Genomic DNA, 15468 nt, shown 5'->3' with positions numbered 1-15468 from the left:
GGGGAATATGCTGATTATGTCAGTACATTCTATGATTATAAGTAATTAAATAATAAACTTCCGGGATGGCTATGATGCTAAGTAATCTATTCGGGCTAAAAAACCGCTATCCTTTGCATATCCAGATTGCCGCTCTCTTCACCTTGTTGATCGTCTCAATAGGTACCGTCATTATTATTTTTGGTCATAGCCAACTGACTAAATTGACTGAAATCAGCACCAATCGGCAGTATCAAAAAACCGGAGAGGCGATTGCCGCTGAATTGGATGCCGTAACACGACCAATGATAATGTCGGTTAATATTCTTGCCAGTATGCAAATCACAGAACTATCGACCCTTGAACAACGAATGGCCTTTGTCGATAAATTTATTGAAATTCTGAAGCAGAATAGTTATGCCAGTGCCGTGTATAGCGCCTATGCTAATGGTGATTTTTTTATGCTGCGGCGTTTAACGGAAGCTAACCGTACATTATTCCATGCCCCTGAAGATGCCGAATGGATGGTTCAAAGTAATCGTTTTCTTGATAGTTTACCGGAGAAACGTTTTATTTATCTTAATAAGCAGCAGCGAGTGATTGCTGTTATGCCGCGTGAAAATGATAACTACGATCCACGGCGGCGGGATTGGTTTATTCTGGCCGCCGCAAGTCCTATGCTGATCACCTCTCCTATTTATATTTTTAAAGGCACCGGAGAAGTCGGTTTTACTTATAGCCGTCAAGCTGAGAATAAACAGACAATCATTGGATTGGACGTTTCCCTAGCTTCACTTTCGCAATTTTTAATAAAACAAAATCTACCGCCAGGTAGCCAGGCCATTATTATTAATTCCCATGGTGAAGTTATCGCTAGCCTGCCAAAACCTAAAGATAAGGCGGCAGATAACACCAATGCAGACCGGCAAATCCCTGTATTGCAAGTTTTGCTCAATAGTCAAAAGAATAGTCAGACAGCTAGCAACTCACCGGTAAACAATGCTAATCGTAGTATCATGTTTGAAGCACAAAATCAGCGCTGGTTCGGCTCAGTTGTTGAGATTAATAGCAACGGCAATGCCTATCAGTTGATTATTGCGACACCCGCCAGCTATCTGACAGCCGATGCAAATTCTATTCGTAATCACTCAACCTTTATTGCATTTATTCTGTTAATGCTCAGCTTGCCGTTAGTTTGGTATTTCTCCAGAAAAATATCCAAACCCCTTATTCGTCTACGCCAGGACGCGGATTCCATCAGCAATCTCCATTTCGAAGAGCGCGAATTAGAACGCTCTGTGATTGAGGAAGTTGACGAACTCCACAAATCAATGTCAAAAATGAAATCAACACTGAAGCAGTTTATTTCAATGGGAAATATGCTGACAGCAGAAAGTAATTTCTTCCGGCAGATGCAAGGGCTATTAAGTGAAACCACAGAAATTGCTGCCATGACCGGAGGGATTATTTTTCTGTCAGATAAAGATGAGGGAACCTTCACACCAACGGCATTTCGCTGGAATGGTGAAAATATCCCGGTAGCAGAAATGTCCTCATTACAAATTAAAGAAGACAATCTCACGACTTTCCTGCCGGTACTCGAAGGGAAAACCATTGTAGGAACGCTCAATAAAGATAATATCTTTAGCCAATTACATGACTTCCTACAACCTTATTTGCCCCTCCGCTTTGTTGCCGTACCGATGAAGACCCATGATAACCAATTGCTCGGATTCCTACTGTTATTTAACCCTTATGAGCTAAATGCTGAGCGTGAACGCTCAAAAATTCAATTAGTTAATGCCCTGGTGGGCAGTTTATCAGTTTCAGTAGAAACACAGCGATTATTGCAAGAACAAAAAAACCTGCTCAACGCATTTATTGAGCTTATTGCCGGAGCTATCGATGCCAAAAGTGCCTATACCGGTGGGCATTGTCAGCGTGTACCTGAAATAACTAAAATGCTCGCCCGTGCCGCAGTCAATATTAAAGAGGGGCCTTTCGCCAACTTTACGTTATCAGAGAATGAGTGGGAAGAGTTACATACAGCCTGCTGGTTACATGACTGTGGCAAGATTACCACGCCGGAATTTGTAGTCGATAAATCAACAAAACTGGAGCTAATTTATGATCGCATCCATGAAATACGCATGCGGTTTGAAGTCTTAAAACGTGAGAAAGAAATCGCCTTCTTACGCCAATATGGTGCGATGAGCGCCAGTGAAGCTGAGCAACAGTTGTTAGCTGAGGAATTACGCCAATTAGATGAAGATTTTTACTTTATTGCCAACTGCAATGTGGGTGGCGAGTATATGTCTGACGAAGCTATCGCGCGTATCCAGCAAATTGCCGCTTACCATTGGACTCGCACATTAGATGATAATGCAGGTATCGCCCAAGAAGAGCGAGTGCGTAAAGCCAGACAACCCGCCGCTCCACTGCCGGTACAGGAGCCGATGCTGGCGGATAAAGATGAACATATTATTTTCCGTGATAATAAAAATAAACGCCCGGAATATTTTGATTTCAAAGTACAAGAACCGAGGTTCCTCTATAACCGTGGCGAAATTTATAACCTCAGTATTCGCCGTGGCACCCTGACAGACGAGGATCGTTATAAAATAAACGAACACATCATGCAGACCATCGTGATGTTAAATAAACTCCCCTTCCCACGAACCATGGCAAATGTCCCAGTGATTGCGGGTGGGCATCATGAACGTATGGACGGTAAAGGGTATCCTTATCAGCTCACCTATAAACAGATGAGTATTCCGGTGAGGATGATGGCCATAGCTGACGTATTTGAGGCTCTGACGGCTGCCGATCGACCTTATAAACCAGGGAAGTTGTTGTCTGAAGCCCTCAATATCATGGTCAACATGGTGAATGAGAATCATCTGGACCGGGAACTGTTTATTTTGTTCCTGCAATCGGGTATCTGGCACGAATATGCCGTTGCTTATCTACAAGCAGATAAAATTGATCCAATTGATATTCCTGTATTATTGCAAAAAATTGGCCACCAGAATATCTCATTGGCAAAGACAGGATAACGACAAGGCGTGTTATTTTCCTGAGTGGTGAGTGTTATTTTTAATCCATTCACCGCTCTCATTTTTACGATAGCTTTGTTTTACCGCACTCCAGGCGACTTTATGGGCAGTCTCTTCATGCGAGTCATGTCCGCGTCGTTCATCACTGTCCTGATATTGATCCCATGCACTGTTAAATGCCGCACGATATATATCTTGCGCATGGGCGGGGAGAACACTCCTCACTGAGTCTGGTAGTAATTCATTAGATTTATAAGGCATAACCCATTCTTTTTTCAGCTAATTACCAATACATAAACATATAACTTACAGCAATAAATAAAATAACAATCCCGATTATATAACCTACCTTTGTCGGAAAAGCTTTCTCACCCGTTTTCGATGAGGGATCACTGTTTGTCTTTCTATTTTCTTCACTCATTATCTAATCCTCATTATGCTAATAGGTGATATGTACCTAAATGAAGCATTCTTTTTTAAATAGATGAATAATAAATATAGCAGTGATAGTGGTCAGATAATTCTCAATTGTAAAAAACATCAGCAACAAACAGAGTGTGCAGCAGCTAGAATTAGCGCTATGATTTTTAACTTTCTACTTATATATTTTATTACTTAGATAACAGGGGGCTGTCGGGCATGTTCTATCATTACGGTGAAACAGAAATTAACCATCTCAAACGGCGTGATCAAAAGATGGCCGCAGCCATCGAACGGCTGGGGATGATAACTCGCCCGCTATCCCCTGATTTATTTGCTGCATTGAGCAGAAATATCGTTGACCAACAAATTTCGGTCAAGGCGGCACTAACGGTCAACTCACGGTTGGTCGCATTGCTCGGGGTCGTGACGCCAATAACTGTCGCAACTGCAACGGTAGAGGCTATTCAAGGGTGTGGTATGACGATGAGGAAAGCGGGATACATTAAAGGTGCTGCAGATGCTGCACTTAATGGCACGCTGGATTTATCTGCTATTTCTCTGCTGCCCGATAACGACGTTATTACACAGCTATCAAACCTCAACGGTGTTGGCATCTGGACCGCAGAAATGTTATTGATCTCCTCACTTGCACGACCCGATGTCGTCAGTTGGGGAGATTTAGCGATCCGGCGCGGCATGATGAATCTATATGGCCATAAAACGCTGCCACGAGAACGCTTTGAGCGTTACCGCCGCCGTTACACACCCTATGGAACAACGGCATCCCTCTATCTATGGGCACTGTCACATGAGACGGTATAAGTAGCCTCACACCCCCATATTCATTACATCTTGATAAGCCGCAACTAACTTATTACGAACTTGAATGCCCAGTTGTAAAGATACTGATGATTTTTGCATATCTACCATCACATCATTCAGGCCAACACCGGGCACACCCAATTCAAAATTCTGTGCCTGAGTGCGGGCATGCTGTTGGTTTTCACTGATTTTGCCGATGGCCGCTTTCAACTCACTGGCGAAACCGGCCTCTGCTGGCAACATCTTTGCCGAACCGGATGCCTGCAATGCAGTGACCTGCAACTGCTGTAAAACCCCTTCAATACCTTGAACAGACATGCTCATCCTCAAACGATGTAATGGGTCAAATAACAACATGGAAAGTGAGTCCGTAAATGCAGTTATTCACCATTCGCCACGTGTCACTATTTTCAGGATGACACCCTAACACATCATTTTTGGACTAAAGCCGCTAATTAGACACAAAAATACCGGCTTATTGAGCCATCGAATTCATCACTTACAGCAAATAATGGCATGCCCATAAAAGGGGAGATCAGCTATTGATGCTTTATCGCTCACAGCACTTGGGAGTCTGTTTTGTTTCGACACATTAGTTACATAAAAAATACTAACTCAAACGTTGTTCAGCTTGGCCAAGGACGTGTATGAATGCCTCGATAACTGGCGGTGAAAATCGTGAAAATGTTTTTACGACAACACTGGCACGCCTACGCGCGAATCCAAAAATCCCACTGCTGATTGCTGCGGCTGCGGCCGTCGCTATTATTGTCGCGCTGATGTTATGGGCTAAAAGCCCGGATTATCGCGTCCTTTATAGCAACCTGAATGATCGTGACGGTGGTGATATCGTTACGCAACTGACACAACTGAATATCCCTTATCGCTTCGCGGATAATGGTGGCGCGTTGTTGGTCCCGGCAGATAAGGTGCATGAAACCCGTCTGCGTCTGGCCCAACAAGGCTTGCCTAAAGGCGGTGCGGTAGGTTTTGAACTGCTGGACCAGGAAAAATTTGGCATCAGCCAGTTCAGTGAACAAGTTAACTATCAACGGGCATTGGAAGGTGAACTGGCGCGCACTATTGGCACCCTCGGGCCAGTGATGAATGTGCGTGTTCACTTGGCAATGCCAAAACCTTCTCTCTTTGTTCGGGAACAAAAGTCTCCCACCGCCTCTGTAACACTCGCATTGCAACCAGGTCGTGCCCTTGATGATGGTCAGATTAACGCCATCGTATATATGGTCTCCAGTAGCGTGGCCGGTTTACCGCCGGGTAACGTGACTGTCGTTGACCAAACCGGCCGTTTGTTGACGCAATCCGACAGTGCGGGCCGTGATTTAAACGCCGCACAACTCAAATTTACTAACGAAGTTGAAAATCGCTTCCAACGTCGCATTGAAACCATACTCGCCCCGATGGTCGGTAGCGGTAATGTGCATGCGCAGGTCACGGCTCAAGTTGATTTTGCCAGCCGTGAACAGACCGATGAAGAGTATAAGCCTAATCAGGCCGCCGACAAAGGCGCGGTCCGCTCACAGCAAGTTAGCACCAGTGAACAACTAGGGGGAACCAATGTCGGTGGTGTTCCGGGGGCATTATCCAATCAGCCATCTGCCACACCGGTCGCACCGATTGAAACCCCAGCAGCGACGCCTGCTGCCGGTGCTGCTGGTGCTGCTGGTGCCACGGCCAACAATGCCAACGCGGCTAATCGTCCGGCCACTGCCGCTAAATCGACAGCGACATCAAGCAACAGCCGCCACGACCAAACCACTAACTTTGAAGTTGACCGCACAATCCGTCATACCCAGCAACAAGCTGGCATGGTTCAGCGCCTCTCGGTTGCCGTTGTTGTTAATTACGGCAGTGATAAGGCGGGCAAGCCAGTTGCGCTGACCAAAGATCAATTGGCACAAGTGGAATCCCTGACACGCGAGGCGATGGGCTTCTCTACTGATCGTGGCGACACATTAAATGTGGTGAATACACCATTTAACGCCACCGATGATGCCAGCGGTAACACACTGCCCTTCTGGCAACAACAATCGTTCTTTGATCAGATGTTAAATGCTGGTCGTTATCTGCTTATCTTGCTGGTGGCATGGATCTTATGGCGCAAATTAGTGCGCCCTATGGTCGCTAAGAAACAAGTTGCTGATAAGGCTGCGGCATCGGTCAATAACATTGTCCAGACTGCGGTAGCGTCTGAAAATGCCAAACAGAGTAAAGAAGAGCTGGCCTTACGTAAGAAAAATCAGCAGCGAGTGAGTGCTGAAGTTCAGGCCCAGCGTATACGCGAACTTGCGGATAAAGACCCACGTGTTGTCGCGCTGGTTATCCGTCAATGGATGAGTAATGACCAATGAGCCTGACCGGAACTGAAAAAAGCGCCATCATGCTGATGACTCTGGGTGAAGACCATGCCGCCGAGGTGTTTAAACACCTCTCCTCGCGCGAAGTGCAGCAACTCAGTACCACCATGGCCAGTATGCGTCAGGTTTCTCACCAGCAACTGATTGATGTATTGGCTGAATTTGAAGACGATGCCGAGCAATATGCCGCACTGAGCGTGAACGCCAGTGATTACCTGCGCAGTGTGCTGATAAAAGCCCTGGGGGAAGAGCGCGCATCCAGCTTGTTGGAAGATATTCTGGAATCGCGCGAAACCACCAGTGGCATGGAAACGCTCAACTTTATGGAGCCGCAGATGGCGGCCGACCTGATCCGCGACGAACATCCGCAGATTATCGCCACCATCCTGGTCCATCTGAAACGCGCTCAGGCCGCCGATATACTGGCGCTGTTCGACGAGCGCCTGCGCAACGATGTGATGTTGCGTATCGCCACCTTTGGTGGTGTCCAGCCCGCCGCATTGGCTGAGTTGACCGAAGTATTGAACAACCTGCTCGATGGCCAGAACCTCAAACGCAGCAAAATGGGCGGTATCCGCACAGCGGCCGAGATTATCAACCTGATGAAAACACAACAGGAAGAGACGGTCATGGATGCAGTGCGCGAATACGACGGCGAATTGGCTCAAAAAATTATCGACGAAATGTTCCTGTTCGAGAATTTGGTCAGTGTCGACGACCGCAGCATTCAGCGTTTACTGCAAGAGATAGACAACGAATCACTGTTGATCGCCCTGAAAGGTGCCGATCAAGCATTGCGCGAGCGTTTCCTCAGCAACATGTCATTGCGTGCAGCAGAAATCTTGCGCGACGATCTGGCAACCCGTGGACCGGTACGTATGTCACTGGTCGAAAACGAACAGAAAGCCATCTTGCTTATCGTCCGTCGTCTGGCGGAAAGCGGCGAGATAGTCATTGGTGGTGGCGAGGATATCTATGTCTGACAGGATAAATGCCCTGCCCTGGCAACCTTGGTCACTCAACGACTTTGCCACTACATCGGATACTACTCCGCCAGTGGCTGCGCCGGATATCAGTATGCTGTTTACTGATGAACCGGATACGGGTAGCGATAGTGAATCAACCGGGGTCAGTGAGCAGCAAGCGCTGGTAAATCTGCAACTCGAAGCCGAGAAGCAGGGCCGCCAACAAGGGTTCGCTAAAGGGTTACAAGAAGGGTTGGATAAAGGTTACCAGACCGGTCTGGAGGAAGGTCATCAACAGGCACTGGCCGATGCTCAAAAGCAATTGGCCCCGATGACTGCCCACTGGCAACTGATGGTGAACGACTTCCAAAGTACCCTTGATGCACTCGACAGCGTGATAGCCTCGCGGTTAATGCAAATGGCCCTGGCCGCCGCGAAACAAATTCTCGGGCAACCTGCAATCTGCGATGGCACGGCATTATTGGCCCAAATCCAACAACTGATTCAGCAGGAACCGATGTTCACCGGTAAGCCACAACTGCGGGTTAATCCCGATGATCTGGCTGTCGTCGAGCAACGCTTAGGCAGCACCTTAAGTCTGCATGGCTGGCGCTTGCTGGGTGATAGTCAAATTCATCCGGGTGGCTGCAAAGTCAGCGCCGAAGAAGGTGATCTGGATGCCAGTTTGGCGACCCGCTGGCATGAGTTGTGCCGCCTCGCCGCGCCGGGAGAATTATGATGACCGCGCGCCTTGGTCGTTGGCTCGCCTCTTTAGATAAATTCGAAGAGCGCATCAGCCAGTCAACCACTATCCGCCGCTACGGACGGTTGACTCGCGCCACCGGTTTAGTCTTGGAAGCCACAGGGTTACAACTGCCATTGGGCGCAACTTGTCTGATTGAGCGCCACGATAACGGCGAAGTGCAGGAAGTTGAAAGTGAAGTGGTCGGTTTTAACGGCCATCGCCTGTTTCTGATGCCGTTGGAAGAAGTCGAAGGCATTGTGCCAGGAGCCAGAGTCTATGCCCGGGTGACCACCGGTGGTGCTTCAGCCAGTAAACAACTGCCGCTCGGCCCGGAACTCCTGGGGCGAGTATTGGATGGCAGTGCCAAACCGCTTGATGGTCTACCTGCACCAGAAACCAGTTATCGCGCCCCACTGATCACCCCGCCAATCAATCCATTGCAACGTACCGCGATTGTGCAGGTACTCGATGTCGGTGTGCGGACGATTAATGCCCTACTGACCGTTGGCCGTGGGCAACGTATGGGTCTGTTCGCCGGCTCTGGGGTAGGTAAAAGTGTGCTGCTCGGCATGATGGCGCGTTATACCCAAGCAGATGTCATTGTGGTGGGTCTGATTGGCGAACGTGGCCGTGAAGTAAAAGACTTTATCGAGAATATTTTAGGGCCGGAAGGCCGTGCTCGTTCGGTAGTGATAGCCGCTCCTGCCGACGTATCGCCATTACTGCGTATGCAAGGTGCCGCTTATGCAACTCGCATTGCAGAAGATTTCCGTGACCGTGGTCAGCACGTATTGCTGATTATGGACTCGCTGACTCGCTATGCCATGGCGCAACGTGAAATTGCGTTGGCCATCGGCGAACCACCGGCAACCAAGGGTTATCCACCCTCCGTATTCGCTAAATTACCGGCGCTGGTGGAGCGTGCGGGTAACGGTGTCACCGGCGGTGGCTCGATTACTGCATTTTATACCGTATTAACCGAAGGCGATGACCAGCAAGACCCGATTGCAGACTCGGCACGCGCCATTCTCGACGGCCATGTGGTGTTATCACGCCGTCTGGCTGAATCTGGCCACTATCCGGCCATCGATATTGAAGCATCGATCAGTCGTGCCATGACATCACTGATCGATGAGAACCATTACAGTCAAGTTCGCCAGTTTAAACAACTACTTGCCAGTTATCAGCGTAACCGAGACTTGGTCAGTGTGGGTGCCTATGCCGCCGGTAGTGATCCGCTATTGGATAAGGCCATTGCTCTTTACCCGCAAATGGAAATCTTCTTACAGCAAGGCATGTTCGAACGCAGCAGTTACGACGATGCATGCCAGCATCTGAAGAGTCTGTTTCCGGGTTGATAGCCAGTGACTCAAGCCACCGCCCCTGTCGTATACCCAAAGAAATTGGCGTGGCAGGTAGGCAGCAAGTGAATGACAAATCGGTCGGGAACCGATTTGAACAGCATTTATGCTAGCCCGTAGGATGAGCCTCATTAACCCCAATGAGCTTACACAGTCAAGTAATTTGGGTAAGTGAACGTAGCCAACAACCCTACGGCTTCAAGTACGGAGGGTATAAGGAATACGATGAAAAGTCAGTCACCTCTCATCACCCTGCGCGATCTGGCCCAGAAAGCCGTCGAACAGGCAAGCACGCAACTGGGTCAGGTTCGCCTGTCCTATCAGAATGCTGAGCAGCAACTCACGATGTTGCTGACTTATCAGGATGAATACCGGGTGCGGTTGAATGACACACTGAGTAACGGGATGGCCTCCTCCAGTTGGCAAAACTATCAGCAATTTATTCAGACGCTGGAGCAAGCTATTGACCAACATCGTAATCAGTTGGCTCAGTGGAATGTCAAAGTTGAACAGGCAGTTAAGCATTGGCAAGAAAAGCAGCAGCGGTTAAATGCATTTGAAACCTTGAATGAGCGGGCTGAAACCACCCTGCGTCTGCAAGAAAGCCGTTTGGATCAAAAATTGATGGATGAGTTCGCACAGCGCGCCTCACAAAGGAGTCTTAATTCATGAATCTGTCCCTATTGCCTGCCACTGCAACTGCCAGTGAAACTGAGGGCGCATCATCCTCTTCATCGATTGCTGCGTTATTTACTGATGCTGGGCTGCCGGCTGATTTTGCCAAATTATTGGGTGACCAACTGGGTAAAGAGCTGACGGTTATGGATGCCTCGACCCTGAAATCATCGCTGGCTGCAACCACTGATATCACTGCCGATGTGGATGGAGGAAAGTCAATCAGTGGTAACAGTAAATTGAATCAGTTATTGGCCGCCTTAGGTGATATCAGTGCCACGTTGCCTGCAGGCCTGACCCACGCAGGGCAGACTGGAGACGCGGCTAATGTGAAGAAAACCACCTTAGATGATGACAGCACGCTGGATAAAACCACCGCGCTGGCCGAATCCAGTGCGTTGCAGTCGTTATTAGCCATGTTACCCCACCAGGTTGCTACCACGCTGGGCAGCGCCAACAATGGGCAGAAAACGCAGTTGACTGACGGCAATGGCCTGACCAGCGACAAAACCAACGCTAAGCAGGACTTAGCCACTCTGACCAGTCTGACCTCACAAGATAAAGGTTTGGCGGCATTGATCGGCGGCACAATCGGCACTGCGAAAAGTGACAATGCCAGCAACAACGCACTGCCAGCGGCCCCCCCCGGTAAGACAAAAACCACCACAGCTCAAGATAAATTGGTGCGCCTAACAGCAGCACAGGATGCAGATAGCAGTCTCAGCGCGAAAGCAGTTCCTGTAGCAGTACAGGCTGACAAAACTATTGCCACAGCCGCCGTGGATAAAATAGCCGTGAGTTCAGCCACGGTAACACCATCACTCCCTCCGGTTTCCAGCCCGGTCCTGCCAGCGACGGCCAGTGGTGCGGTTAGCGTGCCAGTCAGTGGCCATTTAAGTGCTCAGTTAGGTAGCCAGGAATGGCAACAATCGCTGGGTCAGCAAGTGGTGATGTTCAGCCGTAACGGCCAACAAAATGCTGAACTGCGGCTACATCCGCAAGAGTTGGGGGCATTGCAAATCAGCCTGAAAATGGAAGATAACCAAGCTCAGTTGCACTTTGCTTCAGCTCACAGCCAGGTTCGGGCAGCTATTGAAGCGGCGATGCCAAGTTTACGCTCGGCATTGGCTGAAAGTGGTATCCAGTTGGGCCAAAGCAGTGTCGGCAGTGAAGGACAGTGGCAACAGGCACAACAACAGAGCCAACAAAATCAGCAGAGTTTCGCATCACACGGCCAACCCGCTTACGGTAGCAGCGCATCGGGTGATGTACCGAACAGCACACCGCTAGTGACACCTGCGGCGTTGCAATCACTGGCTAATGGTAATGGTGGTGTTGATATTTTCGCCTAAAACGGGTGTTAATTTCAGCAAAAGGTGACAAACGGACAAGTTAGGCCGTTTTTCGCCACCTATTCTGCCTATTGGCATTAAAGATACGCGGGATAATCATCAGTAATAATTCGGATAGCATGGGGTTATTTGTCGGTGGTCAGCGGTTTGTGCCATCCAGCAATGAGATACCCCAGGTTATTGTCGTGATTCACCGGTTTGATACCGAAACAGGAATTTGTCTTCTCCATGTCTGATAATACCTTCCCGGCCAAGCGTAAGAGTTCGATCTGGGTGATCCTGCTAGTGCTGATTGCTGTGGCAGCATCTGCAGGTGGCGGTTATAGCTGGTGGATACTCCATAAGAGTAAACCTACCGCTGCGAAAGCCGTTCCTGTTATTCCGGTGTTTATGCCGCTGGAGACCTTTACGGTCAATCTGATCACGCCAGATAACAATCTGGATCGCGTGCTTTATATCGGATTAACGTTAAGGCTGCCCGACGATACGACTCGCGCTAAACTCAATGACTATCTGCCGGAAGTTCGCAGCCGCTTGCTGTTGCTACTTTCTCGGCAGTCCGCCGATAGCCTGTCAAATGAAGAAGGCAAACAGCGTTTAGTCGGTGAAATTAAAAACGTACTTAGCCCGCCAATGGTTAAAGGCCAACCTAATCAGGTAGTCAGCGATGTGCTGTTTACCGCATTTATATTGCGATAATCATTATGGGCGATAGCATTCTTTCACAAGCAGAGATTGACGCACTGTTAAACGGTGACAGCGGTGGCGATGAGCCAGTTGCTGTCGTCGGTAATGAAACAGACGTTAAACCTTACGATCCGACGACCCAGCGACGTGTGGTGCGTGAACGCCTGCAAGCGTTGGAGATCATCAATGAACGTTTTGCTCGTCAGTTCCGTATGGGGCTGTTTAACCTGTTACGTCGCAGCCCGGATATCACCGTCGGCCCGATAAAAATTCAGCCATACCACGACTTTGCCCGTAATCTGCCGGTACCGACCAATCTCAACCTGATTCATCTCAAACCGCTACGCGGCACCGCGCTATTCGTTTTCGCCCCGAGCCTGGTCTTTATTGCGGTTGATAATCTGTTCGGTGGTGATGGTCGCTTCCCCACCAAAGTAGAAGGTCGCGAGTTTACCCACACCGAACAACGTGTGATTAACCGCATGTTACGGCTGGCACTGGATGCCTACCGTGATGCCTGGGCACCTATCTATAAAATTGATGTGGAATATGTCCGTTCTGAAATACAGGTAAAATTCACCAATATCACCACCTCCCCCAACGATATCGTGGTCACCACCCCTTTCCATGTGGAGATCGGTGCGTTGAGCGGTGAGTTCAACATCTGTATTCCCTTCGCCATGATCGAGCCATTGCGTGAGCTGCTAACCAACCCACCGTTGGAAAATTCCCGACAGGAAGATAGCCACTGGCGCGAAACACTGGTGAAGCAAGTGCAGCACTCCGAGCTGGAGCTGGTGGCTAATTTTGTCGATATCCCGCTGAGACTATCGCAGATACTCAAGCTGCAACCAGGGGATGTATTACCCATAGATAAACCGGATCGACTGATTGCGCATGTCGACGGCGTACCGGTACTGACCAGTCAGTACGGGACATTAAACGGGCAATATGCCCTACGTGTTGAACATTTGATTAACCCTATTTTGAATGCTCTGAATGAGGAACAGCCCAATGAGTGACCCTAAGCTTCCGTCTGATGATGGAAAGGAATCCGTGGACGATCTGTGGGCTGATGCGTTTAATGAGCAGCAGGCAGCGGATAAACCAGCGGCCACCACCGAGGGGGTATTTAAATCACTGGAAGCGCCGGATGCCTTGGGTAACCTACAGGATATCGATTTAATTCTGGATATCCCGGTAAAGCTGACCGTTGAACTGGGTCGCACCAAAATGACCATCAAAGAGTTACTGCGCTTGTCTCAAGGCTCGGTCGTCTCCCTTGATGGACTGGCCGGTGAGCCATTGGATATTTTGATTAACGGTTATCTGATTGCGCAGGGTGAAGTGGTGGTAGTCGCTGATAAATATGGCGTACGTATCACTGACATCATTACTCCGTCAGAACGTATGCGCCGTCTGAGCCGCTAATGACCGCAGCACAGGTTGATACTGCCGCATCCACAGTTACGACACCGGTTACTGGCTTTGCGGCCAGCCACCCTGGTACTGCGGTGCAACAGACGGCACCAGCGATACCTGCCGGCTCGGTGTTAACGCAGGTTGGCAGCGTGTTAGGCGGTATTTTACTGCTGATTTTATGTGGTGCCTGGCTGGTACGCCGTTTAGGTTTTGCCCCGCAGGCACGTAACAACAAATTATTGAATGTGAAGGCCAGTTGTCAGGTTGGTCAGCGCGAACGGGTGGTCATTGTTGAAGTAGACAATACCTGGCTGGTGTTAGGCGTAACTGCACAGCAGGTGACACAACTCCACACTCTGACACGTCCTGCGATTGATGAAGCCACAGCGGCTTCGTCGCCCGACCGTGCGAAACCGGCCGATTTTCGCCAGCTACTGAACAACCATCTATTTAACAAGAAATCGAAACACCCGGAAAAATCGGCATGATGTCTCTTCGCCCCGTGCTTACCGCAGCAAATAGCGTAACAACCGCAGCGGCCAACACTGATTTCACTTATCGGTTGCTGCTGCGCCGTCTTCTGGCTGCACTCATCAATAAAACCACCCTACTGCTATTAGGCTTACTCTGCTCTCCGGCGGTACTGGCTCAACTGCCCGGTATCATCAGCCAGCCATTGGCTAATGGTGGGCAGAGCTGGTCTTTACCGGTTCAGACCTTGGTTTTCATCACCACCCTGAGTTTCCTGCCTGCCGCCTTACTGATGATGACCAGTTTTACCCGTATTATTATTGTGCTCGGGTTGCTGCGCAACGCATTGGGTACCCCCTCTGCACCACCCAATCAGGTGATGTTGGGTCTGGCGCTGTTTCTGACATTTTTTATTATGTCGCCGGTATTTGACAAGGTGTATCAGGACGCTTATCTGCCTTTCAGTCAGGACAAGATAAGCATGGAAGTGGCAATGGATAAAGGCTCACAACCTTTACGTGAATTTATGCTGCGCCAAACCCGAGAATCAGATCTGGCACTGTATGCCCGGCTGGCCAATCTGCCGCCATTGGAAGGTCCCGAAGTGGTACCGATGCGCATTCTGCTACCTGCCTATGTCACCAGCGAGCTGAAAACCGCCTTCCAAATCGGTTTTACCGTGTTTATTCCCTTCCTGATTATCGATCTGGTGGTAGCCAGTGTGCTGATGGCATTGGGGATGATGATGGTTCCCCCAGCCAGTATCTCACTGCCCTTCAAGCTGATGCTATTTGTCTTGGTTGATGGTTGGCAGCTACTACTGGGTTCCCTGGCACAGAGTTTTTATAGCTAAGGTAGACTCATCATGACACCTGAATCGGTAATGGCCCTCGGCGTTGAGGCAATGAAGATTGCACTTGCTCTGGCTGCTCCCTTGTTATTAGCCGCCCTGATAAGCGGCCTGATCGTGAGCCTGTTGCAGGCAGCAACGCAAATTAACGAAATGACATTGTCATTCATCCCAAAAATACTGGCCGTGTTCGCCACGATGGTGATCGCAGGCCCATGGATGCTGAACCTGATACTGGACTATATGCGTAATCTGTTCACCAGCCTGCCCACGTTGATTGGCTAA

General features: G+C 49.3%; 17 protein-coding genes. 14 read left to right on the top strand and 3 right to left on the bottom strand.

Translation table 11 applies throughout. The annotated features are described in order from the left end of the window. The first annotated feature begins 74 nt into the window (after window positions 1-74). Window positions 75-3035, top strand: coding sequence for an HD domain-containing phosphohydrolase (locus ACWJJO_RS09200; protein WP_083163700.1), 2961 nt, complete (start codon window positions 75-77; stop codon window positions 3033-3035). A 12-nt stretch (window positions 3036-3047) separates the two neighbouring features. Here the strand turns inward: ACWJJO_RS09200 and ACWJJO_RS09195 are convergent, their stop codons facing one another. Next, window positions 3048-3296: a ChaB family protein gene (locus ACWJJO_RS09195; protein ID WP_372569025.1), complete on the bottom strand. Its 249-nt coding sequence runs from the start codon at window positions 3294-3296 to the stop codon at window positions 3048-3050. 22 nt (window positions 3297-3318) lie between these two features. After that, complete coding sequence (locus ACWJJO_RS09190; RefSeq protein WP_372569024.1) at window positions 3319-3456, bottom strand: hypothetical protein; 138 nt, start codon at window positions 3454-3456, stop codon at window positions 3319-3321. 218 nt (window positions 3457-3674) lie between these two features. Here ACWJJO_RS09190 and ACWJJO_RS09185 point away from each other — a divergent pair, with 218 nt between their 5' ends. Continuing rightward, on the top strand, window positions 3675-4280 hold the full coding sequence (locus ACWJJO_RS09185) for a DNA-3-methyladenine glycosylase family protein (RefSeq protein WP_481090939.1): 606 nt from the start codon (window positions 3675-3677) through the stop codon (window positions 4278-4280). Window positions 4281-4286: 6 nt separating this feature from the next. On the opposite strand, the gene fliE is transcribed toward ACWJJO_RS09185, so the two are convergent. Continuing rightward, entirely contained in the window at window positions 4287-4598 is a 312-nt protein-coding gene (fliE, locus tag ACWJJO_RS09180) for a flagellar hook-basal body complex protein FliE (protein ID WP_005189374.1), read from the bottom strand. Window positions 4599-4927: 329 nt separating this feature from the next. Between fliE and fliF the strand changes: the two genes are divergently transcribed. From fliF to fliQ, 12 genes are all read left to right on the top strand, one after another. Next, entirely contained in the window at window positions 4928-6649 is a 1722-nt protein-coding gene (fliF, locus tag ACWJJO_RS09175; protein ID WP_083159146.1) for a flagellar basal-body MS-ring/collar protein FliF, read from the top strand. Next, on the top strand, window positions 6646-7638 hold the full coding sequence (gene fliG / locus ACWJJO_RS09170; RefSeq protein WP_083159147.1) for a flagellar motor switch protein FliG: 993 nt from the start codon (window positions 6646-6648) through the stop codon (window positions 7636-7638). The genes fliF and fliG overlap by 4 nt, the downstream gene beginning before the upstream one ends. Beyond that, complete coding sequence (fliH, locus tag ACWJJO_RS09165) at window positions 7631-8359, top strand: flagellar assembly protein FliH (protein WP_372569022.1); 729 nt, start codon at window positions 7631-7633, stop codon at window positions 8357-8359. The genes fliG and fliH overlap by 8 nt, the downstream gene beginning before the upstream one ends. Next, window positions 8359-9723, top strand: a complete 1365-nt coding sequence (gene fliI, locus ACWJJO_RS09160) for a flagellar protein export ATPase FliI (protein ID WP_083159149.1) — start codon at window positions 8359-8361, stop codon at window positions 9721-9723. Before fliH ends, fliI begins: the two co-directional genes overlap by 1 nt. Before the next feature lie 228 nt (window positions 9724-9951). Beyond that, window positions 9952-10398, top strand: coding sequence for a flagellar export protein FliJ (gene fliJ, locus ACWJJO_RS09155; RefSeq protein WP_372569021.1), 447 nt, complete (start codon window positions 9952-9954; stop codon window positions 10396-10398). Then, a complete protein-coding gene (locus ACWJJO_RS09150; protein WP_481090938.1) occupies window positions 10395-11753 on the top strand; it encodes a flagellar hook-length control protein FliK in 1359 nt (452 codons plus the stop codon). The genes fliJ and ACWJJO_RS09150 overlap by 4 nt, the downstream gene beginning before the upstream one ends. Window positions 11754-11981: 228 nt before the next feature. Beyond that, on the top strand, window positions 11982-12452 hold the full coding sequence (gene fliL, locus ACWJJO_RS09145) for a flagellar basal body-associated protein FliL (RefSeq protein ID WP_083159151.1): 471 nt from the start codon (window positions 11982-11984) through the stop codon (window positions 12450-12452). A gap of 5 nt (window positions 12453-12457) precedes the next feature. Beyond that, a complete protein-coding gene (fliM, locus tag ACWJJO_RS09140; RefSeq protein ID WP_083159152.1) occupies window positions 12458-13462 on the top strand; it encodes a flagellar motor switch protein FliM in 1005 nt (334 codons plus the stop codon). Next, window positions 13455-13871, top strand: coding sequence for a flagellar motor switch protein FliN (fliN, locus tag ACWJJO_RS09135; RefSeq protein WP_025377918.1), 417 nt, complete (start codon window positions 13455-13457; stop codon window positions 13869-13871). The genes fliM and fliN overlap by 8 nt, the downstream gene beginning before the upstream one ends. After that, the gene (gene fliO, locus ACWJJO_RS09130) at window positions 13871-14350 is read left to right on the top strand and encodes a flagellar biosynthetic protein FliO (RefSeq protein WP_083159153.1); all 480 of its coding nucleotides are present in this window, start codon (window positions 13871-13873) and stop codon (window positions 14348-14350) included. Before fliN ends, fliO begins: the two co-directional genes overlap by 1 nt. 80 nt (window positions 14351-14430) lie before the next feature. Beyond that, window positions 14431-15186, top strand: coding sequence for a flagellar type III secretion system pore protein FliP (gene fliP, locus ACWJJO_RS09125; RefSeq protein ID WP_372559879.1), 756 nt, complete (start codon window positions 14431-14433; stop codon window positions 15184-15186). A 12-nt stretch (window positions 15187-15198) separates the two neighbouring features. Continuing rightward, window positions 15199-15468, top strand: a complete 270-nt coding sequence (gene fliQ, locus ACWJJO_RS09120) for a flagellar biosynthesis protein FliQ (protein WP_083159154.1) — start codon at window positions 15199-15201, stop codon at window positions 15466-15468.

The organism is Yersinia antarctica (assembly GCF_056636475.1).
The sequence above is the reverse complement of the archived record's forward strand: the minus strand, read 5'-3'. Positions and strand labels throughout refer to the sequence as shown.

Coding starts and splice junctions, on each gene's coding strand:
- fliL (WP_083159151.1), top strand. CDS start 11,982: ATGTCTGATAATACCTTCCCGGCCAAGCGTAAGAGTTCGATCTGGGTG.
- fliO (WP_083159153.1), top strand. CDS start 13,871: ATGACCGCAGCACAGGTTGATACTGCCGCATCCACAGTTACGACACCG.
- fliI (WP_083159149.1), top strand. CDS start 8,359: ATGACCGCGCGCCTTGGTCGTTGGCTCGCCTCTTTAGATAAATTCGAA.
- ACWJJO_RS09150 (WP_481090938.1), top strand. CDS start 10,395: ATGAATCTGTCCCTATTGCCTGCCACTGCAACTGCCAGTGAAACTGAG.
- fliG (WP_083159147.1), top strand. CDS start 6,646: ATGAGCCTGACCGGAACTGAAAAAAGCGCCATCATGCTGATGACTCTG.
- fliM (WP_083159152.1), top strand. CDS start 12,458: ATGGGCGATAGCATTCTTTCACAAGCAGAGATTGACGCACTGTTAAAC.
- ACWJJO_RS09185 (WP_481090939.1), top strand. CDS start 3,675: ATGTTCTATCATTACGGTGAAACAGAAATTAACCATCTCAAACGGCGT.
- fliH (WP_372569022.1), top strand. CDS start 7,631: ATGTCTGACAGGATAAATGCCCTGCCCTGGCAACCTTGGTCACTCAAC.
- ACWJJO_RS09200 (WP_083163700.1), top strand. CDS start 75: ATGCTAAGTAATCTATTCGGGCTAAAAAACCGCTATCCTTTGCATATC.
- fliJ (WP_372569021.1), top strand. CDS start 9,952: ATGAAAAGTCAGTCACCTCTCATCACCCTGCGCGATCTGGCCCAGAAA.
- fliN (WP_025377918.1), top strand. CDS start 13,455: ATGAGTGACCCTAAGCTTCCGTCTGATGATGGAAAGGAATCCGTGGAC.
- fliQ (WP_083159154.1), top strand. CDS start 15,199: ATGACACCTGAATCGGTAATGGCCCTCGGCGTTGAGGCAATGAAGATT.
- fliF (WP_083159146.1), top strand. CDS start 4,928: ATGAATGCCTCGATAACTGGCGGTGAAAATCGTGAAAATGTTTTTACG.
- fliE (WP_005189374.1), bottom strand. CDS start 4,598: ATGTCTGTTCAAGGTATTGAAGGGGTTTTACAGCAGTTGCAGGTCACT.
- ACWJJO_RS09195 (WP_372569025.1), bottom strand. CDS start 3,296: ATGCCTTATAAATCTAATGAATTACTACCAGACTCAGTGAGGAGTGTT.
- ACWJJO_RS09190 (WP_372569024.1), bottom strand. CDS start 3,456: ATGAGTGAAGAAAATAGAAAGACAAACAGTGATCCCTCATCGAAAACG.